Below are 22,917 nucleotides of genomic sequence, written 5' to 3'. Positions count from 1 at the left end.
TCCTTTACAGAAATTCAAGCATATCCATTTTCTTAACCCTGCAGCAGTCAAATCATGCCAGGAGGTTTGTTTGGTGATTTATCACGATCAAAACAGGCATAAATGTCTTTGTACGGTCCTGACATGTGTATCTGCACATTAACAAGCACCCCCTCATTAATTTCCATTATACGGTATATTCCTTCCAGATACGAATGAAGATTGCGCAATTGCGAATGTGTGATATACGTGGGGATTTTACGAGCCAGACGATCCAATACAGCTTATTTATCCTGCAACGCAGCTTTTTTCCATGCAGCACCCAATTCAGCAACCGACACATAGCGACTTGCCCGCTCAGGGGCTACCGCACGAACAACCACCTGGTACAACGCTTCTCCAGCATCCCATCGGGCATACGAACGATCCAGCTCTCCACCAAGCAGTGAGAAAGCCATTGCTCCCATATTGAACACATTCGTGACTCCATCCATTGGCGCACCCAACTCAAATTCCTCAGGAGACATAAAGCGGGATGAACCCCACATCCGTCCCATCGTATTCATGAAAGAACCCTTTCGATACAGATCAATATCACATATTTTCATCGTTTGTTTGTCAAAATCATAGATCAGACTGCCATCGTAAAAATCAACGGCCACATATCCTCTCTGCTGCACTTCGGTATGAAAATCCAAAATCTGCTCCATCGCCCGAATGCGTGTCTTTACCGGAAGCTGTCTGAATCGATAATAGGGGGAACGAGGGTCCTCATACTTGGCTGGAGGCGGATAATCCCAATGGGAATGCAAACATTCCCCTTCCACCCAATCGAATACACAGGCGTAGCCATGTTCCGTTGCAAAATGGTCTTTTAAATGAATTAATGTGTCATGTGCCAAATCTTCATATATGGAAACAGATGATTTCAAATAATTAATCGCTTCGGCAGGTGCCGATAAGCTGTTCGCATGGATCGTGCGTGCTCCAGCATATTTCACGAAGTACCTCTCTCCGTCCTGACTCAGAACACCAAAGGACAAATTGCCGGAATCCTGCTGATCAAACACACGAAATACAGTACCCAGCCGCGCGATCCACTCGAATGGATGAGCTTCTTTTAGCACAAAAGAAATGCCGTCAAGTTCAAGCTGAACCGTGTCCGTCATATGTCACCACCTGTTCCAACGTTCTCCTGATTGGATTCCGAACGCTCTGCATAGAAGTAGGTCATATGAGCCTCATCGTAGCCCTTTCCCTGAACAACCCGCGCGTTACGCTCAATGCCATAGGTTTCAAAACCGTAATGCTCATACAATCGTCGGGCGGACTCGTTTGTGGTAACCACACTGAGATTGATTTGTTCTATGCCTTCCAGATCCCTGCCCCGATCCAACACTTCGCGGAGCAACCGGGAAGCAAGTCCACATCCACGATATGGTGGTGAGACATAGACTCCCCAGATGTATCCTTTGTGCCTTAGTTTAAGACCATGTTCCCGTTTGAATCCCATCGTTCCTGCGAGGATTCCTTCTTCTGTGTATACCCCCAGAATGTAATCATCGGGTTCCGTATGTATGCGTTCCTGAACTTCACTCATGGGAAGCTGAATCGACATTTCAAATGAAGCCCCGAAGGCTTCCGGATGATTTTTCAGCGCTTCCAGGCGTAAAGGCCAATATTTGTCTGCCTCATCTCTGTGTATATTGCGAAGGATGAATAAGTTCTCCTGTTGACCTTCCTTCATTCTTCAACCACTCCCTGCATCTCATAAGGATAATCGATCTGGAGCTTTACATTCGCCGCGGCTTCCTGGCCTGCAAGCAAACCTACGACATAGATCCCCAAATCAATGGACGTTGCCACCCCTCCGGCTGTAATCACATTTCCGTCTTTGACAATCCGGGTTTGAATCAATTCGGCAACGTAAGGCTCAAGCAGATCATAGACATTGGGATGTGTCGTTGCTTTTTTACCTGATAAAAACCCCGCCGCCCCCATCAGCAAAGAGCCTGTGCACACGGACACCTTCAGCGGAACATTCTCAGCCTGTCGTAGCCACCCTATGAAAGCCTCATCGAATCGAAGCTTGCGGGTTCCCATGCCACCAGGTACAAAAACGAGATCATATTCCGCCAAATTGGGCTTCACCCGGTCCACCTTCAACGTTAGGCCTGATTCGTCCGTGACCTGTTCTGTCATCGCACATGTTTCCCACGTCGTGCCTTTGGTTTGTTCAAAGAAATTCAACCGATTGATCACATCATAAAACCCTGCAAAATCAAGGAAAGTCAAACCATCAAACAAAACAAAAGCGATCTTCATATAAAATCCTCCATTGTTTTTAAAGTTTTTTAGTGGGTCCTATTTCAGCCCACGAGCGATAATCCACTCCAGCCATTTCCATGGAAGCAGTAATTTGCCGATGATAAGCAAACGCGAGCCTTTGCCCAGTGCATAACGAAGCCTTGGTGCACGCATCCGTGCGATACGGGCAATCAAATCGGCCACTTCTTGCGGGTCAGGCGCAGTCTCTCCAGCATGCTGGGAATAGCGAAGAACCGCGTCCAGCTTATCTTTATAGGGAGAATGAACGCTCCTGTGAATTTCACCCAAACCTTTATCCCAGATGGGTGTGCGATAAGCACCTGGCTCTACCAACACAACCCGAACGCCGAAAGAGGACATCTCATGACGCAAGCTTTCGGTGAAACCTTCCACAGCGAATTTGGATGCAGCATACGGCGCATAACCCGGAAAACCGGACAACCCACTAACGCTGGATAAGTTGATGATTAATCCCCGCTTCTGCTCACGCATTACAGGCAGGACCGCACGTGTAACGGCAATTAAGCCAAAGAAATTCGTTTCCATTTGTCTACGCCAATCGTCCATGGATACTTCCTCAATAAATCCACCAAGCGCAAATCCCGCATTGTTCACCAGCATATCGATCCGCCCATTGTCCTGAAGCACTGTCTTCACAGCCTCCTGCACCGATTCAGCATCGGTCACATCCAGACGAATAATCTGTAACCACTCCGAGATACCTTCCTGCTCTGCCAGCCTTGCCAATTCTATATTTCGACTCAGATCACGCATCGTTGCCACAACACGATATCCTTGTTTAGCCAGCGTAATCGCTGTAAGCATGCCGAATCCACTTGATGTTCCTGTAATTAACGCCACGGGAGCGTTCGGGTCAACTTGCTTCAACCTTTTCACTGTTGATCCTGTTTCGCCCCGTATATGTTCATCCTCTGTCTGTATCTTCTGTACTGTCATCTGCTTCACCTCTTCCCTCGGCGGATTGATCAGCATTCCCACATACACACGCAGCTCCCGACACAGGATACAGCAGTGCATGCCAGCAGTCGTCAGCATTACGCTTTACCCAAGCTGTCTCTCCACTCTACGCAGCTTCGTTATTCCCGGTTCGAACGTATAGGGAACGAATCTGATCTCGGGTACGGTACATTCCAGTCGCTCACCCAGCTTCATCAGCTCACCCTGCACATCAACTTCAACCTGCTGCATTCCTTCTCCTCCTCCAAGCCGAAGCGATACTTCCAACACCCCGTTACCTCGCTGGACGACACGATAATGTTCAATCGCCGGAGAGGCTGCAATCACCGCACGCGTAACAAAGTCCGGAAATACAGGTACGGCTTCACCCGTGAGTCGATGCGGAAAATAAAGCGTGTCATCACAGCGGCCTTCAATCCGCTCAATGGCAGTGAACGGAGAACCGCAGTCACAAGGAACCGCTGCCTCGGTCAGAATGTCGTTCAGCCGATACCGGATAATCGGCTGTGAGGTTCTGGAGAAGTCCGTGATAATGGGCACGAACCGCCGGGTGCCAGGATCAATGAACTCTTTTTCAATATGAACGATGTCTTCATTCAAATGCAGTGTGCCGAAGCGACAGGTCGCGCCCAGGAACCCTTCTGTGCACTGATAGACCTGATGAACCGTCTGTTCAAAGACATGCTCCAATACCTTGCGATCCAGCGGGTCCAGTACTTCGGCAACCGAAATGATTTTGTCCGGTACAGCGGTCAAGGTGCCTAACGTATAGGCGTCAGCCAGCATTCTCAGCATGGAGGGCGGCGCTACCCATACGGTGGGTCGGTATGTTTCCATACGTTCAACCAAGGTATCCACACGTTCCAACAGATCAAAATATTGAAATTGCAGCTTACCCCGCTGCACTGATTCATACAGATTACTGTTGGCCCGCAGGAAAAAGGCGATCTTGGCAGGCTTCCACAGTCCGCCAGGCAGGAGCTTGGCCAGCACCGTTCCTGTCCACGCATCCTGCTCCCGATCACTCACTAGAAACAGCCCCCGGTTGCCTGATGTGCCTGAGGACAAACCTACCGTCACCCCCTGAACGGATGGCTTGAAGTCACGCGTTTCTTCGCTTTCTCCGGCAAGAGCCATCGCTTCGTCCTTGGAAATGCCCAACGTATTAAGTCCATCGAAATGCTGCATCATGATCGATTTGTCGATCAGTGGAAAGCTTCTCCAGTTGGATGCATCAACATCACCCCACCACTCCCGGTAAAACGGTGACTTTTCACGAATCCGTTCAATCTGCCGAATAATCTGGCGTTCCTGCCAGCGCTCAAGCTGCGCTCGTGTTTTCCATTTTCTCAATCCCCGTGCAAGTGCATAATGATAGACAATACGCAGTGTATTACTCATACATCCTCAGCCCCTGTACCCCAAGCATTCAGCGCCTCGCGGCAATGACTGGGCACAATTCGAATCGCCGGAAACTGCTGATGCAGCTGAAACAGTCTATCAAAATTTCTTCGATACGTCAGACGATCCGACATAATGATTCCAGCCAGCGCATGAGGTCTGCGTTGTTCCTGGAAAGCACGACTCGACCACACCGCATCCGCGCACAGAAAATAGTCATGCGCCTCCGTACGGAGCAAAATGCCCATCATGCCTTCCGCATGACCAGATACGTCAACCCCCAACAGACTGCCATCACCGAAAATGTCGTATACCTCGGAAAAAGGAAAATTCTCGCCCGCTCTCATCCATCGCTCCGACGGCTTCGTAACAGGCATTGATCGGGCGTCAAAGTCCTCTGGCAGCAATCCGGACAGAAACCCGGCCTTTACAGCCGCAATGGGTCCAAGTGAACGCACGGCGTCGTAGGCACTTGGCAGATAGATCAGCTGCGCCTGTGGGAAATCCCGCACACCTGCGATATGATCCCCATGAAAGTGCGAAAGGATGATGTACCGGACATCCGAAGCTTTCAGCCCTATACGGGCCAAAAAGTGTACCGCACTGTCTTCTTCACGATATACCACAGGTGTAATATGACGGTACAGCGCATTTGGCAAGTGAGCGGTTTCCTTGAAAAAACGGGAGCTATATCCCGTATCCAGCAGAATCGGACCATGTACAGGGTGAATGATGCAGGCAAAGCCTGCCGGAAAAGCCACCGGACGCAAACGTCCTCCACGCAGCGTCAGAAACTCCGGATGGGTGCAGTAACCTGCTGCGCCCAGATGAAGTTTTACCGATGTGGTTGTCAGCATGATTCAGCCCTCCACCAGTCTGCAAATTGTTGTAACCCCTCATCAATGGACACCCGAGGCACGTACCCCAGCTTCTCCCGGGCTTCTGTAATATCCAGCGTCTGCGGGATGGATAAGGTGCCCACGGTATACCTTGTCAGTTGAGGTTCACCGAGCGCAGGAATCAAGTGGTGTATACGTTCCAACACTGCGGCTGCTCCGTATGCTGCTCTGTAGGGAATGTTTCGACGGCGTAAAAGCATTTCCAGCATTCCAAACAACCTGCTCACCAAATCCTGGAACGGCCTCGGATCTCCATTGGAGATATTGTAGGCACGACCCAGCGCTTCAGCATTGGCGTCCCGGCATAACAACAGCGCATCCACCACATTATCTACACAAGTCAGGTCGATTAATGCCTGTCCGCCTCCGATCATGGGCACGCCTGATTTACTGTTCGCGGCAACGATTCTAGGAAAAAGCGTCTGGTCATACGGGCCAAATATGGCTCTGGGACGAATCATGATCGATGGAAGTCCATTGGCATGAGCCTGCCAAACCACTTGCTCGGCAAGCCGCTTGGTGGCTGCGTAATGATTAGCTGGTTTAGATGGCAAGGGGTCATTCTCATGTATGTTATATCGGGGACTGTAGTTAAAATATAGACTCGGCGTCGATACATGAATGAATCGCTGTACACCACCTTGCATGCAACGATCCACCAAATGCCGTGTCCCCTCCACATTGCTGCTGTAAAAATCCCGGTATTTCCCCCATGGCGACGATAATGCCGCACAGTGAAACACAACATCCTGGCCCGAACAGGCCTCATTCACTGCCGCCTGATCCCGTATATCTCCGTTGTAAAATCGGATGCCTGCCGCCTCAAGCTCTGCACCGTGCTGTTGCTGGCGTCCCATACCCGTAACTTCCCAGCCTTGCTCGACAAGCCGTATCGCCAGATGCCTGCCCAGACATCCGGTTGCTCCTGTAACCAATGCTCTATTCATCGTTGTTCACCGTTCCATTCTATGTCGTGAGTCAAAGCTTCAGTCAGCGAAAGTTTATGTTTCCTTGCCAGCCGCCAGGCGGACAGTACAACCGCGAATTGCTCAAACCACGGTTTCGCATCATGTCTCAGGTACACCACATCCCTCGTTCCTCGCCAAGCTGTCATCCATGCTCGCAAGCTGCCCGGCTGCAAGAGTTGCTGCAATCCACTTCCCAGCATCGGAAGCATTAACATCGCCTTACTGCCCAACTTGGGAATGACCACTTTTCCTTCTTTCACTGGCTCATCAGGCGCAGTCAGCGCTTGCACCAACTCGTCTCCAGGGTGAAACAAATGAATTCCACTCGTCGCCCTCGGATTACACTCAATGGCATACAAGTGCCCGGCCTCTGTTTCGATAAAATCAAACCCAATCTGCCCGCTAAACCCGGTCGCTTGTACAAATTGCCTTACCCACTCGTAAACTCCTTCATGCTCCACATGTTCAAAGTAAACACTGGCCCCAACGCTGCCCGTTCGGTAGCGGCTGTCATAGGTGGTATGTGCAACGATATTCCCTTCATAAGCTACGCTGTATGTACATAACATTTGCCCGGCAACATAGACCTGCGCGACCCAAGGAGAAGCCGCGGATATTTCCGCATCATCAGGAGGATCGTTCTGTAAACGATGCTGCTTCATTTTACCCCTATATATCTTCTTATCAGATGCTCCCCCATCCAAGTCCGCTGTGGAGCATATCGGCATACGAACTCTGGCAGCAAAACGAGAGTACACGGGCTTCCACACCCATTCCCCCTCCATTTCCAGAACAGCCTGCGCTTCCATCCATTCCTGCCGACTGTTGATCAGACGGGTATCCGGGACCGAAAGACCAAGCGACGCTGCAACTTGGACAAAGTCATATTTATGATGCAATTTATGCAGTTGCTCCAAAGACGAGACAAGTACACGGCAGTGATCGCCCAATCGCTCTGCTCCTTGAGCAATATAAAAAATCTCTTCACACATCGGAATCAACAAGTCGATCTGCCAGACTTGAACCAGACGCTCCATCTCGAATAAGTAATTCTCTGATTCATGACGTGGGGATGGGACAATAAAGCACCGCTCCACCGCGCTGGACAATCTGCACAGATGGCGCCCCGCACTCTCCGCGACATAAACCCGGTGACCCGCACGATGAAGCATACGTGCCAGATCCAGTGTTACCGGGGCACGGCCGCCCGTGAGCAGCACATTTAAGGATGCGGATGCCTGTTGTCCATTCTTCGTGAATCTAGTAATCAAAAATGAGTCCTCCCAGTGACAATCCGGCGGCTGTTCCGATCATTAACACCCGATCTCCCCGCTGAATACGCTGCTGCTTGATCGCTTCATGCAGCCCCATCGGAATGGAAGCGGCAATCGTATTGCCGTGATTTCGTGTAATGTCCATAAAACGGTTCTCTTCAATTCCCAGCTTTTTGCGAATCAGTCGCATCGCCATCGCACTTCCCTGATGCGGAATCACCAACTGGAAATCCTCCATCTGATTACCGGTTGCCTGCAACATATCGTCAATAAATGCTGGCAGCAATCGGGAAGCCATGCGGAAGATCGCCTGTCCATCCATATGAAAAAGGTAGGGCGCCGGCTGCTCAGCCACATAATTCGAAGCATGCAGCCGCGTGCCTCCACCGGCTATTTCCGAAAACCGCGCGCCACGGCTGTATGTTTTAAGCGAAGCATGTACAATCTGCGAAGACTCCCCTTCAGCAGTGCGTTCAATAATAACGGCAGCGGCTCCGTCACCGAACAGGGCAGCACTTTCCTTGTCCGACCAATTCAATCCCTTGGAAGCGATCTCCGTAGCTACAAGCAACACCCTTTTATAACGCCCGGCATGTACCATATAAGAGATGACATCCAACCCGTTCAGGAAACTTAAGCAGGTCGCATCCATGTCAAAAGCCGGTATGCCTGAATCCTGCTCCCCCATGGCCTGCTGAATAAATACTGCCGTACTGGGCAAAGGTTGTTCCTTCGTACCGCTCGTACACACCAGACAGTCTATATCTGCAAACGTCAATCCTGCATCCGCAAGTGCGGCTTCGGCAGCCCTCGCTCCCATAAATGAAGAGGTCTCTGCACCCGAAGCATAGTGACGCACTCCTACTCCTGTTGCTTTGTTGACCCAGCCCGCAGGCACGTGCAAACGTTCATCCAGCTCCTCGTCGGTCACTTCCTGTTCAGGCAAATACTTGCCTGTTCCAACAATTCTCACTCTTCTAAGCTGCATATGACTGACCTCTTTCTCTTCTTCTGACTGATCGATATAAGTTCAACTTAATGGATATTTACACGGACACTCCGATGACATAACAACCTTCTGATCTCCGTTATTCCGAGATTTTTTTGATCCCTTTTTGAAAAGGGAACATACGGCAGAAGGGGCTGTACCATAAGTCATGAGCATGACGAGGGACATCCCTTTTTAATGTTATTTTGATTTAATGAATCTAGCACACGCTACTATTTCCCCTGCTTCAAAATCTCAGCCAGTGCAAGATCAAGCGTATCGTATTTGAACGTAAATCCTTCCCGTTCAAGCCTCTCGGGAATAACCCAGCGACTTTTGAGAACCAGTTCTGTTTCGGTCCGAATGAATCGCGCTCCCAGTTCAAGCATCCAGCGAGGCGAAGGAAGTCCGATCCGAACTCCCATCTGCCGCCTCAGACTCTCCATAAGCTGGCGGTTCGTGACAGGATGCGGAGAAGAAGCATTAAATACGCCTTCCAGTTGCGGACGCTGCTGAACATAGAGCACCATGCGGAACAAATCCTCGATATGAATCCAGCTAAACTGCTGGGTTCCCGGTCCTTGTGATCCACCCAGGCCAAAACGGACCAGATTGGTCAGTGGCTCCATGACACCACCTTCTCCCAGCACAATGGCAATCCGTAATGCGATCTGACGCGTAGACGGCAGACTGAATTCAAAAAAAGCCTTTTCCCACGCCTTGGCGACATCCACCGAGAACCCGGAGCCAATCTCGCCCTCCTTCTCCGTCATGGGGCGATCTTCTGCATGTCTATATATTGTGGCCGTGCTCGAATTAATCCATAGTTCAGGAGGGTTGCTACAGGCCAGAACAGACTCGCCCAAAATGCGGGTTGTCCGGGTTCTGGATTCCAGAATGATTTTGCGGTTCTCGTCCGTGTAACGGCAGTTTACGGATTTTCCGGCTAGGTTAATCAGCAATTCTGCACCTTCAAGTGCCTGGTTGATTTCAGCCTGGTTCTCCCAGGCAATGTGACTGGGCTGACGTGAGATAATGAGCACCTCATAACCAAGCTTTATGAATCTTTGGGCAAAATCCTGACCAACAAACCCTGTTCCACCCGCTAACACAACCTTTTTCACGGTATCCCCTCATTTCCCCATACTGGGTAAAGCAAGTACGCTATATATGGACTAACACCGTCTGCGACCGTTTTGTTTGATTTTAATTCGCGCCCAATGCTGCGTATAAGCGATTGCGTTCTTCGATCGCCCATGCGTTCGCTGGGTTTTGCTCCAATTGGTACCGGAGCTCATCATGGAAATCATGAATCATGAACCCTTCGGGCAGATTTCCCAGCATGGCTGTAAAATCGTATTCCGGCAGTTTTCTTTGGCCTTTACCGATCTGCTTCAACCATTCCATCCATTCGGCAAGCGTTAGTACTTCTTCCTGCCATAGTTCGGCCTGTAATCCAAGTGCATCCTGAAGCTGCTCATATGCAAATGGATCGGAGAACGGCCGGCATGCTTGCACCGCCAGTTCATACAACTCGATTACTGCGCGCCGTATCTCATGTTCAAGCTCGATCTCCACTCCTTCCATGAAGTCCTGAGCCTGGATGCTTAGTCCGTCATCATATAATAAAGGTGCTTGTGCCAACAGACGTACAATCTCTTCCATGTCATGCGTTGAAACTTTCTTTTGCTCATAGAGAGCCGGTAACAGATATGCTGTAATGATGATTCACTCCACTTCGTTCTTCTATTAATGACATAAATTATATCATGATTTAGCGTTGAAATATTTGAATACTTGAATCGTTTCTTCCATATCTGCAGGATCTGAATATATACTCCTCATTGTATAAGGTTCTTTTTGATTGATGGTGTTCTATATAGGTGGAGAGTTCGTTTCACTGAGAATTCGGACGGTTAGTTCACTCAACACTTGTTCTGTTCGTTCAAGCAGTTTGTCGAGGTTGATTGGCTCTGCAAAAGAGTCTGGGCCGTTTTCTATTAATGACATATACTGCATCGTGCCGATGAATAAGACAATATCCAGTCCGGGATTCTGACCTGTATGCACAAGCGGAAGAATTTCGTTCATAGTCCATTCGTCAGGTAAGATTGTGGTTTGGTTCTCATGGATATACAACGCCTTGATCATAGCAGTCAAAGCCCAATCACAGAGGATCAGGCAAGCTTTACTTTGGTTATGCTTACGCATGATTAAAGCCAATTTCATATGATACCCAGCCAGTTTTTGATAATCGAGCACATCTCTTTTCAAATTGGAGCTCTCATCAGTTAAGTGAATTACAGGTTTATCGATCTGCCGATTCATGAAGGAGTACATTTCATTCAAGTCCATCAACTCCTTTATTCATTTTTACTCTCTGTACAAAACAAAATGGTGTGTATTTTTTATGTTTTGGGCAAGATATAGATAAAATATTACTATATAGTAGTTTTTTAATCAAATTACTTATTAAGTATTGGTTAATCAACCTCTATTCTTTCTCTACACTTCTAATTAAAGAGAGGTGTACATATGTCAGAACTTTTGGAGTTAGTTGGTGCAAGAATAAGAGATCTTCGGAAATCCAGGGATCTATCTCAAGAAGCGCTAGCTGAAAAGGCAGGATTTAATACAAGTTATATCGGATTCATTGAACGGGCGGAGCGTAACATCTCTTTAAAAAATTTGGATAGAATCGCGGATGCTCTCGATGTCGGTGTTAATCAATTATTTACATATGTGAATGAAAATGAGGCACTCTCCTATGAAGATACTAACATCCAGAAACTGATTACCATTCTGAGAACCCATGAACCGCAAGAAATAGCTATGGCTCTCAATGTGATCACTGAAATTTTCAAAACGTACGATAAGAAATAACTAAAAGGCAACGTTCACTCGATTAGGAGTTGATCGTTGCCTTTTTTGGATCGATATCTCTTAGGAATTGCAATCCATCTCTGAACTCGCACATTATCCATTAGATAAAAGCTTTAACCGCTGCAAAATATTCACGGATCATATTAATCGGTTTCAGATAACCCGGTGAAGGAGCCGATATGCCATATTCGGCGGCGTAACCGTTCTTGGCCGCCAGATACTTGGATCTGAACATATGGTAGTCACTTGTGACAATCATAATCTCGGGATGCTCTAGCCCGGATGCATCAATGATTTTTTTGGAAAAAGCCATATTCTCCTGGGTACTCGTTGATCGATCTTCCATAATGACTTGTGTGGGGCTTATCCCCTGATCAACAAGGTAATTTTTCATGGCGAGTGCTTCAGGTATAGATTCCCCCGGCCCCTGCCCGCCGGATACAATCACTGGCGTCCGAGGATGGCTGCGAATATAGTCCAGACTGGCATCAAGCCGTTGTTTTAAGGTTAATGATAATTCTTTTCCCTTGATGCCCGACCCCAGAATAATGACATAGTCCGCTTCTTCCAGATCATTCGAATTAAGCTGAGTAAAAACAAGCGCTTCGATAATGACAAATGAAACTGCAGCAATCCCGAAACCGGTAAGCAGAATGCGTTTCAGCAGAATATGCTTTTGATAATCAATCCGCCTTAACACGATAAAAGCGACAGTGATCATGCCAAAAAACTTCACCGCGAAGTTCCAGCCCCAGAAAACCAGAAAGAACACAAAACATGCAATGAAAATAAGATCAAGGATCAAGCCTTTTTCTTGTATAAACTTTTTCATAAATCCAGTAACACTCCTTCTCGGGCCTTCACCTCCGTCACATACCCTTCATTCAGGATCTTATGATCGTAAGCTTGGGCCACTGTTGTTGCCAGTATTTCTTCTCTACACGCTGATTATAATAGTGCGCATCCTTGAAAAAATGACTTTGCCGTACAATTAACCCATACAGATCCTCCAGCCCATGCGGGGCACAGATGCCCAGTTGATCCTGTTCATCCAACCGCACACCTATGGCTGTGACGATTTCTGGCCAATATCGAAGAGCATCTTCTGTGGATTGATAGGGTTCATTTCCGTTGCGCAGATGCATCCTCGCCTGATTTTTCACCGACCACTTGGAATTGCCTGTTTCCTCGCGAAGCCGCTGTTCCAGCAGCAGATCCCGCTCCTCACGCATGTCTTCCGTATCGTAGTACACAACATCAATATCGCTGTGCAGCTCGCGAAGAGAATAGCCATGAAGCACATCCCAGATATAATTGCGAATATACCCCGCACCTATGTAACACTGAGGCAGATCAAGACTGCGAACCCACCGCAGGTCGTGCATTAATTGTTCATGCTCCGTAATCGCCTGGATCAACTTTTCCTCATGCAGCATATAGCGCCTCTCCTTGTTACTCTGTCCTTTTAATCGTAGAGCGATCCTTGCTCACATTTACTTTACCGACACACTGCTTGTTTCCAATATATCATGTTTGAGTCCATGCGATAAAATAAACAAATCCCCTCAGGCTGTTACCTTAAGCTCATCTGAACAGATGCTCCTTAAGATTACTTATCCTGAGGGGATTAAAAAACGTCCAAAAGATTATCACGTATTCTCCATAGGTTGGGGAACTTACCCCCACATGCCAATCAGCAAGATGCCGCCAAAAATAACGATAGAACAGAGAATACGCTTTTTCCCCTGCTGTTCTTTCAGTAACAAAATACCGAGGAAGGCCGCAAATACCGTCCCCACTTCCCGAAGCGGGCCCAGTCTCGCCATCGGCGCCTGCTGTAATGCGAACAGAAATAACAGGTACGATCCCGGATTTAGCAACGCTCCCAGCATAATGGTCGATCGGTTCTTCTTCCACTCCTGACGCAGTTGGCGGGAAGCAAGCAGCGCCGGAGTCAGTCCGGCCACAAAACCAATGTTCGTCACTTCAAGTAACGACAAGGGTGAAATATGCTGCAGATTCAATTTGTCCACGAACACATAACTGGTTGTACATAACCCGACACATAAGGCCATCAGAACCGGCTTTGACCCTGTTACCCTTGATCCAGAATTGCCGTCTCTGCTTCCCACACCACTCAGCACCGCAAATCCAACTATCATGCAGGCAATACCGACCCAGCCAAACAGTGACAACGTTTCACCTAGAAAAACAACCCCGATCAATGGCACCAACAAGGTGCTCGTTCCCCGCATAATCGGATAAATCTGCGACAAGTCGCCCAATTCATACGTCTGCGACAGCAGCCAGGAATACAACGCTTGCAGCGCCATGGATAGCACAAGCAGTGCATAGGCTGGCATGGATAAAGGTTCTCGTACTAACTCCACGATAAGCACAGGCAGCAGAATTACGGCCGGAATCATCATGATGGACCATAAAAACACACTTTTGTTTAAACTGCGTTTGGTGAACATGCTCCAGACCGCGTGAGCCATCCCGGAGGCGAGCACCAGAAATATAGGTAAAATCATAATCAAAACGTTCCTCTCTAATCCCTTGCTATTCTCTATTGCGCCAAACCGCTCTCAGGTTGATGTTCTGGCTGTTCCCTCACAACTGAACCGTCCTCCAAGCGAAGCCAGGTATCGAAGCTGCGTTGTCCCGCCTGCAATTGAATGACCCGTCCTCCGCGCAGCATGCCTCCCCTCCCGTATGTACTGTGTCCACTCGAACGCCCGTAGCAGAGACGAATACCGTGGTACGTCCCCTGAAAATCATTCACATGATCATGTCCGCAAAAGGTCCCCATCACATCGCCCATCTCCAGCAGTGCAGAGAACAGACCCGAGTTCACTTGGGCAGAACAGACAGGTTCATACTTGCTGCCGTAACAGATCTGTGTGTCCCACATGGACTGATATTCAGGAATCGGGATATGGAAAAACGCCAGGGCTGGAAGCTTATCCCCGCGGCTGCGGCCGGGATTAACGCGTGTGGATTCAGACATCAGCCACTGGATCTGATTGGGCTGAATCCAGCCGTAACCGGGAATCGACTCGAACGGGGAATAGTTCCCTGAATCGAGTAAATACAACACTGCCGCCGGATGGCCATCCGCTCCGGCAATCTCCAGTGTGTAATTGCCCAATCCCGCAATTTCACGCGGCCCAGGCTCCGTCACGGTATGTGCATGCTGCTGAATGACATCCATTAATCCATCGGGGGTAATCCGATTCTCTGTATCATGATTGCCGTACACAAAAGCCCACGGAATCCCACGCTCTTCCACCACCGACACGGCATCCCGGAATGCCTGCTCCGGGTGTTCACATTCCCTATTCCCAGGATCAACCGGTCCCGTGTAGATCACATCGCCTGTAAATACAACCAGATCGGGTTGTTCCGCTTCAATTACTGTTTTCATTAATTTCCCGGTCCGAAGATCTTCAGGCCGCCCGTCCTTCCAGTGCAGATCTGTGAACTGCACGATTTTAAATGTTCCATTTTCTTGAAAAGTAAGCTGACGTTTCACCCTTTTTCCTCCCTGATGATCCTTTCACTATGGACCCAATTACGAATGTTGTTTGTTGTTGTTTTTCGTGGTTTTATATGATCTTATCGTCACATCATATTACTGTCAATACATATTAAGAACCGAATTTAAATCTAATTTACACTTCGATTACCATCTCAAAATTGACAAGCTCCTCTTGCCAAATTAAACTATTAAAACAACAACAATCCACACCATCTCACAACTCAAAGATATACATAACTTAGATCTAATTTCAGGAGGCACAACCCATGTCTTTAACATATGAAGAACGCAGGCACACCATCCTTTCTCAACTGGCTACCCAAGGCAAGGTTCAAGTGCAAATTCTGGCGGACCTGTTTCAGGTATCCACGGAAACGATTCGGCGGGATCTGGATCGGCTTGAAAAAGAGGGGGAATTACGTAAAGTGTATGGCGGAGCCGTTCGTATACGCTCGGGAATGATTGAAGCCCCTTTTCAAAAGCGTGCGCAGCTTCAACTGAACGAAAAGCAGGCCATCGGCGTAACAGCGGCCTCTCTGATTGAGGATGGAGAGACCGTAATGCTGGACAACGGCACAACAACGCTGGAAATCATGCGACAGCTGCGACATCGGTCTCAGGTGACCGTCATTACCAACTCTGTTCCCATTCTGAACTGTGCCCTGGAGGATTTTGCAGGCAAGATCATTTTCACCGGAGGCGAAATCAATACAGCCGTTCTGGCTTCTACCGGACCCATTGCTCATAGATTGCTGAGTCAATTCAAAGTCAACAAGGCGTTCATCTCAGCAGGCGGCGTTTCGTTAACGGATGGCATCACCGATTATGTGCTGGAAGAAGCACTCATCTCTCGTAAAATGATGGAGCGCGCGGAGGAAGCCATTTTGGTCGCTGATCATACCAAGTTTGGACGTTCAACCTTCGCCCAGATTGCACCTATAAATCAAATATCCATGGTGATTACAGATTCTGGATGTCCCACAGAATGGGTAAAGGCTCTTCATCAAATGGAAATCGAAATGGTTCACAGCATTTGACAATGTGAGCCATTTTCTATATTTTAGAAGTATAATGATCGTTCTATCTTATTTTGAAAGGAGCGTATTACTCCTTATGAGCAGCAAAAAGGAAATGCTGTTGAACGTGGCGGAGAAATTGTTCTACCTGCACGGATTTCACTCCATCGGCTTGAAGCGAATCATCACAGATGCCGGGATTGCCATCATGACGTTATATAATCACTTCGACTCCAAGGATGATCTCATTGTTGAAGTGCTTCGGCGACGCGAACAGCGCTATTTGGAACAGCTGCGGCAGTATGCCGACAACAAAGCGCAGCCCGTATTGCTCAATCTGGCGGAAGGACATGCTCGCTGGCTGATGGAGCATGAGCCGAGAGGTTGTTTGTTTTTGCGTGCGAAGGAGGAATTTGGCGGAGATCCAGACAACGTCATTGTACAAACCGTTAATGCGCATAAAAAACATGTCATGACCCTGATTAAAAATCTTGATCCTGCTGCAAGTGACCGTTCCCTGTTGCAATTTGTCCTGCTGCTGGAGGGTTCTACCGCACTCGCTGAGACAGAAAATGTAAATAGTGTATGTCGGGAACTCATTCACATGACGCAAAATAGTTTCAAGTGATCCCAGATAGGGTGAGTTAGTAGTTCAACTCACTTTTTTTATTTCAAATAAAATATAATGATCGTTCTATCTAAAAGGTGGTGGATTTGATGAAAAAAGTAATATTCCCAGGGATGGCACTTATCGCTGTATGTTATGCATTCGGGAGATTCAGCTATGGGCTGTTTATGCCGGAAATTTCGGAAGCACTGCAACTGGACGATGCCCAGTCCGGAGCAATCAATTCCGCAACCTACATTGCGTACTGCCTTTCCTTGCTTAGTGCTCCACTTCTTATTAATCGCATGGGGCACTATCATGTTATTCAAATAGCGGGTGTTAGTGCTGTGCTCGGTTTATTGGGCATTGCTTTGTCTCCAAACGTGTTTGTTCTCACACTAGGGGTATTTCTTGCCGGATTAAGTACAGGCTTAGCCTCTCCTGCATTGGGTAACACCGTCTATGCTGAGCTTGCGCCTGATCAGCAAGCCAGAGGGAACAGCTGGATTAACACAGGTACCAGCTTTGGCATTATCGTATCTGGTCCGATCTACTGGCTATTCACTGAGTATTGGCGTTTGACCTACATCTTCTTCGCTGTTCTCGGTGTTGTGGTGGTGCTGTGGAATAGTCGCGTTCTTTCCCCACGCAAAACAGAGCCTTGTGCCAAGTCCCTCTGGACATGCATGAAGCCGACCAGACCGGGTGTCGCTCTGCTTATGGCCACCCTTCTTACAGGCATCAGTTCTGCGATCTATTGGACCTTTGCCCGTAACTTCCTCACAGACGAAAAAGGGGCCTCCGATTCGGAAGCCGTACTGTTCTGGATTGTGATGGGGATTATGGGGATTCTCGGCGGATGTGCTGGTCGCATTATTGAACGCATTGGGATCGGATGGTCCTATCGGATAGGCATTCTGCTCTTGTCTGTTTCACTTGGCGTAATCCTTCTTCCATGGATGGCCGCCAGCCTGGTCTCAGCCGTTATGTTTGGCAGCACCTATATTTTCCTGACCAGTATATTCATTGTTTGGGCTACAAGACTATTCAGCCCCAATACGTCCATCGGGATCAGCCTTGCTTTTCTGGCTCTCGGAGCAGGGCAGTTTCTGGGTTCATCCATAGCGGGCTATACCATTGAAACATTCTCCAATACCACTGCATTTCTGGCCTTTGCTGTACTGGGTCTGTTCGGGTTACTCATTCGGGTGAAGCACCCTGTGTCTTGATTTTTACAAACCAACAGGCTATACATCCGCTGCGCATCTGAAACCGATATGCCCGGTAGATGTATCAGGCGTGTTGGGGATTCTCGCCGCCACTCTATAGCGATTGCAGTAGGAACGGTGGCATAGGTAGGAACCGCCTTTTAACACCTTGCGATCTTCATGAGGAGATAATTCCGTGTCGGCAACCGCAGCCTTCTCGTGATCTGTAACGTAGTTGTCTGCGCACCACTCCCATACATTGCCTGACATATTATAAAGTCCGTATGCATTGGGAGAAAACGATTGGGATGGAGCAGTGCCTGCATAACCGTCGGCTGCATTATTTTTCGTCGGAAATACTCCCTGCCAGATGTTGCAATAGTGCTGTCCATCCGGCCTTAACGTATCGCCCCAGGGATACTTTTTCTGAATCAGGCCACCCCGGGCTGCGTATTCCCATTCCGTTTCTGTCGGCAGACGTTTACCCGCCCAGCGGCAATAGGCATTGGCATCATTCCATGAGATATGAAGAACTGGATGACCAGAGCGATCATTTACATGAGAATCGGGTCCTTCGGGATGAGCCCAGTCTGCACCTTCAACAACCCACCACCAGGGCGTCTGTTGTACCACGGTTCGAACTTGAGCCGCCGTTTGCGGAGAAACGAACAGATGAAAAACAAAAGACCAGCCAAACCGCTCCGCCTCAGTCCGATACCCCGTCTCATGAATAAACTGTGCAAATTCCGCATTGGTTACCGTACAGGCATCCAGATAAAAGGAATTCACCTGAACTTCCCTGACGGGGCCTTCCCCGTCTGCTTCAAAAGCTTCGGGGTCATTTGTACCCATCAGGAAACGTCCACCTTCAATACGAATGCTTTCTTTCTTCACTTCTCTATCGGTTAAGTTTATTGCGGAATCATCTGTATAACCGGTATGACTGGATGGATTATCCTCCACCCTCTCTACCGCTGCAGCCGTTTCCTCCGACAGACTCTTTCCCTTTAGCTTGCCGCCCCGGCTTGCAGCGCAGCAGGAACAAGATTTCTTTGGCAGCTGATCATGCATCAGAAGCATCCCCTTACATAAGTAGGTTTAAAACTCTTCTCCCTATTGTACATGGCAGGGCGAATAATCGGATACGGTGGTGCTGTTATTCCTGCCTCCACTTTTTTAACATTTCATTTGCCTGAATTTCTTCATCCGTTTCACATGTCAATAACGTTGACGATATGGTCTGATGATGCCCTCGTTCCAGACCTGTACTTCGATATAACGTTCCGGACCGAGATCACCCTGTCGATTCCATTCCTGAGGCCATCCATAGGATTGAATAACGTCCAGAATTTCATCTTTGGTGAAGACCTGCTTACGGTAAGGTTTATCATCCATATAACGCATCGTTGGAAACAAATCGCCGTAGGTAAAACTGACGGAATCAGGAGGAAGATCCTCCCATGAGATCGTGACACAATCAGGATCGGTATACCATGATTCCAACCACGCACATGCACCAAGCGTCAGGTAATGAGGATAACGGTCGGTCGGTTTCCCACCTTTGGCGATAAACTGCTCGTACGCTTTCTGCTCAAGCGCTCTGCGAATCATCATGTAATCTGTTGAACGCTGACTGGCAAAATTCCGGCCATCCTGCCGGATACGCCGCGCAACGACTTCTGCCTCCTGTTCGGACAGACTGGAGAGATTGCGGAATGGTCCAACACTTTTTTCAAAATAATGATATGCGTTCAAGTCTGGCATATAGATTCCGCCTCTTTTTCAACGATGTAAAAACACACTCATTCACGAATACAGAGTTTATTCCTCCTGCAATCTGGCCTTCTGAATGATGGATTGAATAAACGGAGCCTTGGCAGCAGTGTACCCAATACGGTCATGTCTGAACTGTTGTTCCAGTTTCTTTTTCAATGCATAATACGCTAGCATAACTTCGGGGTCCATCCTGAGAGCATTGCGAAACAGCAAATTATCATTCCATTCCTTGCTCTTATACCTATATACATGAAGATGATGAGTACCTGCTCTCCATTTTCCTTTACGAAAAAACAGGCGCTCCTTAAACTCCGGCTTGGGCACATATTCATATCCTAGTTCTGCCAATGCTTCAATATGTACTGGTTGTACATCGTCCAAAACACGTACCCCCACCATCATATCGATTAATGGTTTCGCTCCCAGACCCGGCACAGATGTACTGCCAATGTGTTCCAGATCCACACAGATATTTGTTAGAACCCTCTTGATTTTTTCGCGTTCTACGTTATAGTCCTCTACCCAATTCGGGTCATACTTAGATACAACCACAACTTCTTTCATTCCCATTACGCCTTTCTGTCTCTTACATTTAATAGTCATAGTTTACATCATGCCTACATGGATGGAAATAACTGTAGCAGAAAAACTCATCCAAAATAGAAATCCCTATCTCAGATATTAGAGCAGTTACCCTTGATGATACATATGGTGGAAGTGAGCCTTCAGCCGTTCGAATCGGCGCAGCCTATGGCGCTTCCAAAACAATCGTAATCCGTACAACCAATCAATCCTATATCCTGTTTACATCAAATGAGGCTTTATTCCCTAAAATCAGCACCATGGTATCCAACGCTGCTGGGTAGCTCATGTAATTCGGAACTCACCCATTTACAAAAGAAAATGATCAATATAAAAGCGTCAGCATTCGCATAATTCCTTATGCTTTGCTGACGCATTTATAGTTTAGTAATAGTTCAGATGATAGCCCTATCTCCAACTCCACTTCGGTAATTGTTCCAGCGTAACGACATATTCACTATTGTATACTTCCTTCAAATACGCCACAGTATTATGAATGCCATCCCTCAGGAACCCTCCCGTCCAGGTACAGAACCAGCTCCAGTGCACGCCCTGCTCTTTCATTTGCTTTGGATCAGGAATGGAGCCGTTCTCGGCTAGGGCAATGATTTTGCTGTCATTCACCAGTGTGCGCAGATTCTCATAACGTTCAGCTAGTGGACTGTAATCCCCTGCTTCTGGATAAACATCCACACTCACAATGTCCACCACATCGTCACCCGGATACCACTCCGGCTTTTCTGAGTTCCACACCCAGATTAGATTACCCAGATCATACTTGTTGACCAATTGATCATACAGCAGGCGATATAACTGTTTGGCAGGTTCAGGTCCTTTGGCTCCCCACCAGAACCAGCCTCCTTCCGCTTCATGAAGCGGCCGAAATAACACAGGCACACCTGCATCCTTTAGTTCTTGCAAATGTACTGCAATTGCATCGATATCCCGGATCAATAAAGTATATTCTTCCGATTCAGGATAATCCAACGCAGAGGCGAGATCGTAGGTGGTGGCATCGGTATAGAACCCTCTCCACCATTCCTTGCCTGGTGCATCCATCAGATGAGTAGGTGCATTCCAGTGCCAACACAATGTCACAATTCCGCCTTGCCGATGCCACGCAATTGCATCCCGAATCTCGTGAGAGCTCGCGCCGCGCTCTGCTCTCGATGGAGAATATTCCATGAGATCGAATCCCATTACCGCCGGCTTGCAGCCTGTATTCTCATTAATCCAGTTTAGATTTCCGTAATCCTGCTGACCCGAAAGTACTGCCTTCCCGTAACTCTCCACCAAGTACTTCATCAGTTCTCTGGCCTCCGAAGTTGCTGCTTCATTCACCAGAATACTGCTAATCTTGCTCTCCATCATAGCTCCCTCCTTCACTCTATAGCATGGTCCAAGCCCATTAAGCATCCAACTTTGATTCAGCAACCAGATATGTTGAATGCAGCAAGCGAACGCCCCTCTTCTTCTTATCCAACAACCCCGGAACGTTCAATACTCTCGACGAAATAGCGCTGTACAAACAAATACAAAATAATGAGCGGTACAATCGCCAGCAGAATGCCTGTATCCACGATCATGGCAACATAGTTCGGATCTGCCTTCATGCCCGAGTTTGAACCAAAACCCATCAGTTGTGGGATCAGCTGGTTCGCCTGCGCAGGCAATGATGCCACTTTCAGTGAGATGAGTGGACTTTCACTCATAAATAGCGCCGAATAGAATGTATCGTTGTACTGCCAGACAAAAGAGAACAGAATGACCGTAATCAGCGGTGAAATCGCGTTCGGCAGCATGATTCGAGCAAATGTCCGAAACCCGCCTGCTCCATCGATCAGCGCAGCTTCTTCAATTTCCTTGGGCATGCCCTTGAAAAACTGACGAAAAATATAAATGAACAGCCCTGCCTTCAGTCCACCTGCTGTAGCCGCCGTAATCATGGAGGGCCAATACGTATTCAGCAAATTAATACCCTCTCGCCCCGTGAACAGATGAACCATTCCCAGGATGTCAAAGTTACGGAAGTGCAGATACATCGGCACCATCAGGGTGCTTGTCGGAACGAGAATGGTGAGAATCACCAACACAAACAGCACATTGCTGCCGGGAAAAAAAAAGCGGGCGAAGCCGTACCCGGCTAACGCACAGGATATGGCAGTAAGCAGCGTAGTAATTGTAACGAATAACAGGGTATTCGCCAGCAAAGGCAAATAATCCATCACCTGCGCTGCAAGCCTGATGTTATCCAGCGTAAAATGCTGTGGAATCATATAGATGGTCGGATTATAGATATCCTGTTTATCCTTGAACGCAACCGAGATTTTAAGAAACAACGGATACAAAATAATAAATGAAATACCGATAATCAGTGCATATCTGAATATGGAATACAGGAGGTCCGATGTCTTGTTTCGCACCCTCTGCAAGCGGTAGTTCTCTCTTGGAATCACCACCATGCGATCCGTTCCCGACACTGCCATAGT

The 22,917-nt window shown here is 48.1% G+C and carries 25 protein-coding genes and 1 pseudogene; 5 read left to right on the top strand and 21 right to left on the bottom strand.

The window, feature by feature from the left end:
- Positions 1-263: 263 nt before the first annotated feature.
- The 12 genes from P5G61_RS23275 to P5G61_RS23220 all read right to left on the bottom strand — a co-directional run bounded on the left by P5G61_RS23275 (position 264) and on the right by P5G61_RS23220 (position 11,164).
- Positions 264-1,148 carry a serine/threonine-protein kinase gene (locus P5G61_RS23275; protein WP_301248610.1) on the bottom strand — a complete coding sequence of 295 codons (885 nt, stop codon included), beginning with the start codon at positions 1,146-1,148 and terminating at the stop codon, positions 264-266.
- A complete protein-coding gene (locus P5G61_RS23270) occupies positions 1,145-1,726 on the bottom strand; it encodes a GNAT family N-acetyltransferase (protein ID WP_301248609.1) in 582 nt (193 codons plus the stop codon). Before P5G61_RS23270 ends, P5G61_RS23275 begins: the two co-directional genes overlap by 4 nt.
- Positions 1,723-2,304: a DJ-1/PfpI family protein gene (locus P5G61_RS23265; RefSeq protein WP_301248608.1), complete on the bottom strand. Its 582-nt coding sequence runs from the start codon at positions 2,302-2,304 to the stop codon at positions 1,723-1,725. The genes P5G61_RS23270 and P5G61_RS23265 overlap by 4 nt, the downstream gene beginning before the upstream one ends.
- Positions 2,305-2,343: 39 nt before the next feature.
- A complete protein-coding gene (locus P5G61_RS23260; RefSeq protein ID WP_301248696.1) occupies positions 2,344-3,264 on the bottom strand; it encodes an SDR family oxidoreductase in 921 nt (306 codons plus the stop codon).
- Between the two features lie 105 nt (positions 3,265-3,369).
- Entirely contained in the window at positions 3,370-4,686 is a 1,317-nt protein-coding gene (locus P5G61_RS23255; RefSeq protein ID WP_301248607.1) for a F390 synthetase-related protein, read from the bottom strand.
- A complete protein-coding gene (locus P5G61_RS23250; RefSeq protein ID WP_301248606.1) occupies positions 4,683-5,543 on the bottom strand; it encodes an MBL fold metallo-hydrolase in 861 nt (286 codons plus the stop codon). The genes P5G61_RS23255 and P5G61_RS23250 overlap by 4 nt, the downstream gene beginning before the upstream one ends.
- On the bottom strand, positions 5,537-6,532 hold the full coding sequence (locus tag P5G61_RS23245) for an NAD-dependent epimerase/dehydratase family protein (protein WP_301248605.1): 996 nt from the start codon (positions 6,530-6,532) through the stop codon (positions 5,537-5,539). The genes P5G61_RS23250 and P5G61_RS23245 overlap by 7 nt, the downstream gene beginning before the upstream one ends.
- A complete protein-coding gene (locus P5G61_RS23240; protein WP_301248604.1) occupies positions 6,529-7,824 on the bottom strand; it encodes an ATP-grasp domain-containing protein in 1,296 nt (431 codons plus the stop codon). Before P5G61_RS23240 ends, P5G61_RS23245 begins: the two co-directional genes overlap by 4 nt.
- Positions 7,814-8,815, bottom strand: a complete 1,002-nt coding sequence (locus P5G61_RS23235) for a beta-ketoacyl-ACP synthase III (RefSeq protein ID WP_301248602.1) — start codon at positions 8,813-8,815, stop codon at positions 7,814-7,816. The genes P5G61_RS23240 and P5G61_RS23235 overlap by 11 nt, the downstream gene beginning before the upstream one ends.
- Before the next feature lie 233 nt (positions 8,816-9,048).
- A complete protein-coding gene (locus P5G61_RS23230; protein ID WP_301248600.1) occupies positions 9,049-9,939 on the bottom strand; it encodes a TIGR01777 family oxidoreductase in 891 nt (296 codons plus the stop codon).
- Between the two features lie 82 nt (positions 9,940-10,021).
- The gene (locus P5G61_RS23225) at positions 10,022-10,480 is read right to left on the bottom strand and encodes a hypothetical protein (protein WP_301248598.1); all 459 of its coding nucleotides are present in this window, start codon (positions 10,478-10,480) and stop codon (positions 10,022-10,024) included.
- Between the two features lie 210 nt (positions 10,481-10,690).
- The gene (locus tag P5G61_RS23220) at positions 10,691-11,164 is read right to left on the bottom strand and encodes a hypothetical protein (protein WP_301248596.1); all 474 of its coding nucleotides are present in this window, start codon (positions 11,162-11,164) and stop codon (positions 10,691-10,693) included.
- Positions 11,165-11,350: 186 nt separating this feature from the next.
- Between P5G61_RS23220 and P5G61_RS23215 the strand changes: the two genes are divergently transcribed.
- Entirely contained in the window at positions 11,351-11,698 is a 348-nt protein-coding gene (locus tag P5G61_RS23215) for a helix-turn-helix domain-containing protein (protein WP_301248594.1), read from the top strand.
- Positions 11,699-11,798: 100 nt separating this feature from the next.
- Here P5G61_RS23215 and P5G61_RS23210 read toward each other — a convergent pair whose 3' ends face one another.
- The 4 genes from P5G61_RS23210 to P5G61_RS23195 all read right to left on the bottom strand — a co-directional run bounded on the left by P5G61_RS23210 (position 11,799) and on the right by P5G61_RS23195 (position 15,233).
- Entirely contained in the window at positions 11,799-12,530 is a 732-nt protein-coding gene (locus P5G61_RS23210; RefSeq protein ID WP_301248593.1) for a YdcF family protein, read from the bottom strand.
- Between the two features lie 52 nt (positions 12,531-12,582).
- Entirely contained in the window at positions 12,583-13,134 is a 552-nt protein-coding gene (locus tag P5G61_RS23205; RefSeq protein WP_363325762.1) for a nucleotidyltransferase family protein, read from the bottom strand.
- Positions 13,135-13,374: 240 nt separating this feature from the next.
- Positions 13,375-14,232, bottom strand: a complete 858-nt coding sequence (locus P5G61_RS23200) for a GRP family sugar transporter (RefSeq protein WP_301248592.1) — start codon at positions 14,230-14,232, stop codon at positions 13,375-13,377.
- Between the two features lie 35 nt (positions 14,233-14,267).
- Positions 14,268-15,233, bottom strand: coding sequence for a metallophosphoesterase family protein (locus P5G61_RS23195; RefSeq protein ID WP_301248591.1), 966 nt, complete (start codon positions 15,231-15,233; stop codon positions 14,268-14,270).
- Positions 15,234-15,505: 272 nt separating this feature from the next.
- Here P5G61_RS23195 and P5G61_RS23190 point away from each other — a divergent pair, with 272 nt between their 5' ends.
- The 3 genes from P5G61_RS23190 to P5G61_RS23180 all read left to right on the top strand — a co-directional run bounded on the left by P5G61_RS23190 (position 15,506) and on the right by P5G61_RS23180 (position 18,091).
- Complete coding sequence (locus P5G61_RS23190; protein ID WP_301248590.1) at positions 15,506-16,276, top strand: DeoR/GlpR family DNA-binding transcription regulator; 771 nt, start codon at positions 15,506-15,508, stop codon at positions 16,274-16,276.
- A 76-nt stretch (positions 16,277-16,352) separates the two neighbouring features.
- Positions 16,353-16,883 (top strand): TetR/AcrR family transcriptional regulator, encoded by a 531-nt coding sequence (locus P5G61_RS23185; protein ID WP_301248589.1) that lies wholly within the window; start codon positions 16,353-16,355, stop codon positions 16,881-16,883.
- 89 nt (positions 16,884-16,972) lie between these two features.
- On the top strand, positions 16,973-18,091 hold the full coding sequence (locus tag P5G61_RS23180) for an MFS transporter (RefSeq protein ID WP_301248587.1): 1,119 nt from the start codon (positions 16,973-16,975) through the stop codon (positions 18,089-18,091).
- 18 nt (positions 18,092-18,109) lie between these two features.
- On the opposite strand, the pseudogene P5G61_RS23175 reads toward P5G61_RS23180, so the two are convergent.
- The 3 genes and pseudogenes from P5G61_RS23175 to P5G61_RS23165 form a co-directional block, all read right to left on the bottom strand.
- Positions 18,110-18,937, bottom strand: a pseudogene (locus P5G61_RS23175) (formylglycine-generating enzyme family protein); the annotation flags it as partial.
- A 351-nt stretch (positions 18,938-19,288) separates the two neighbouring features.
- Entirely contained in the window at positions 19,289-19,834 is a 546-nt protein-coding gene (locus P5G61_RS23170) for a hypothetical protein (protein ID WP_301248585.1), read from the bottom strand.
- Positions 19,835-19,891: 57 nt separating this feature from the next.
- Positions 19,892-20,410: a GrpB family protein gene (locus tag P5G61_RS23165; RefSeq protein WP_301248584.1), complete on the bottom strand. Its 519-nt coding sequence runs from the start codon at positions 20,408-20,410 to the stop codon at positions 19,892-19,894.
- A gap of 95 nt (positions 20,411-20,505) precedes the next feature.
- Here P5G61_RS23165 and P5G61_RS32085 point away from each other — a divergent pair, with 95 nt between their 5' ends.
- Positions 20,506-20,712: a SunI/YnzG family protein gene (locus tag P5G61_RS32085; protein ID WP_435874282.1), complete on the top strand. Its 207-nt coding sequence runs from the start codon at positions 20,506-20,508 to the stop codon at positions 20,710-20,712.
- 124 nt (positions 20,713-20,836) lie between these two features.
- On the opposite strand, the gene P5G61_RS23155 is transcribed toward P5G61_RS32085, so the two are convergent.
- Complete coding sequence (locus P5G61_RS23155) at positions 20,837-21,796, bottom strand: glycosyl hydrolase (RefSeq protein WP_363325761.1); 960 nt, start codon at positions 21,794-21,796, stop codon at positions 20,837-20,839.
- Positions 21,797-21,903: 107 nt separating this feature from the next.
- Positions 21,904-22,914 carry a carbohydrate ABC transporter permease gene (locus tag P5G61_RS23150; protein ID WP_301248583.1) on the bottom strand — a complete coding sequence of 337 codons (1,011 nt, stop codon included), beginning with the start codon at positions 22,912-22,914 and terminating at the stop codon, positions 21,904-21,906.
- Positions 22,915-22,917: the final 3 nt, after the last annotated feature.

Source organism: Paenibacillus vandeheii (genome assembly GCF_030433635.1).
GTDB classification, from domain to species: Bacteria; Bacillota; Bacilli; order Paenibacillales; family Paenibacillaceae; genus Paenibacillus; species Paenibacillus vandeheii.
This window is presented reverse-complemented; position numbering and strand designations above follow the sequence as displayed.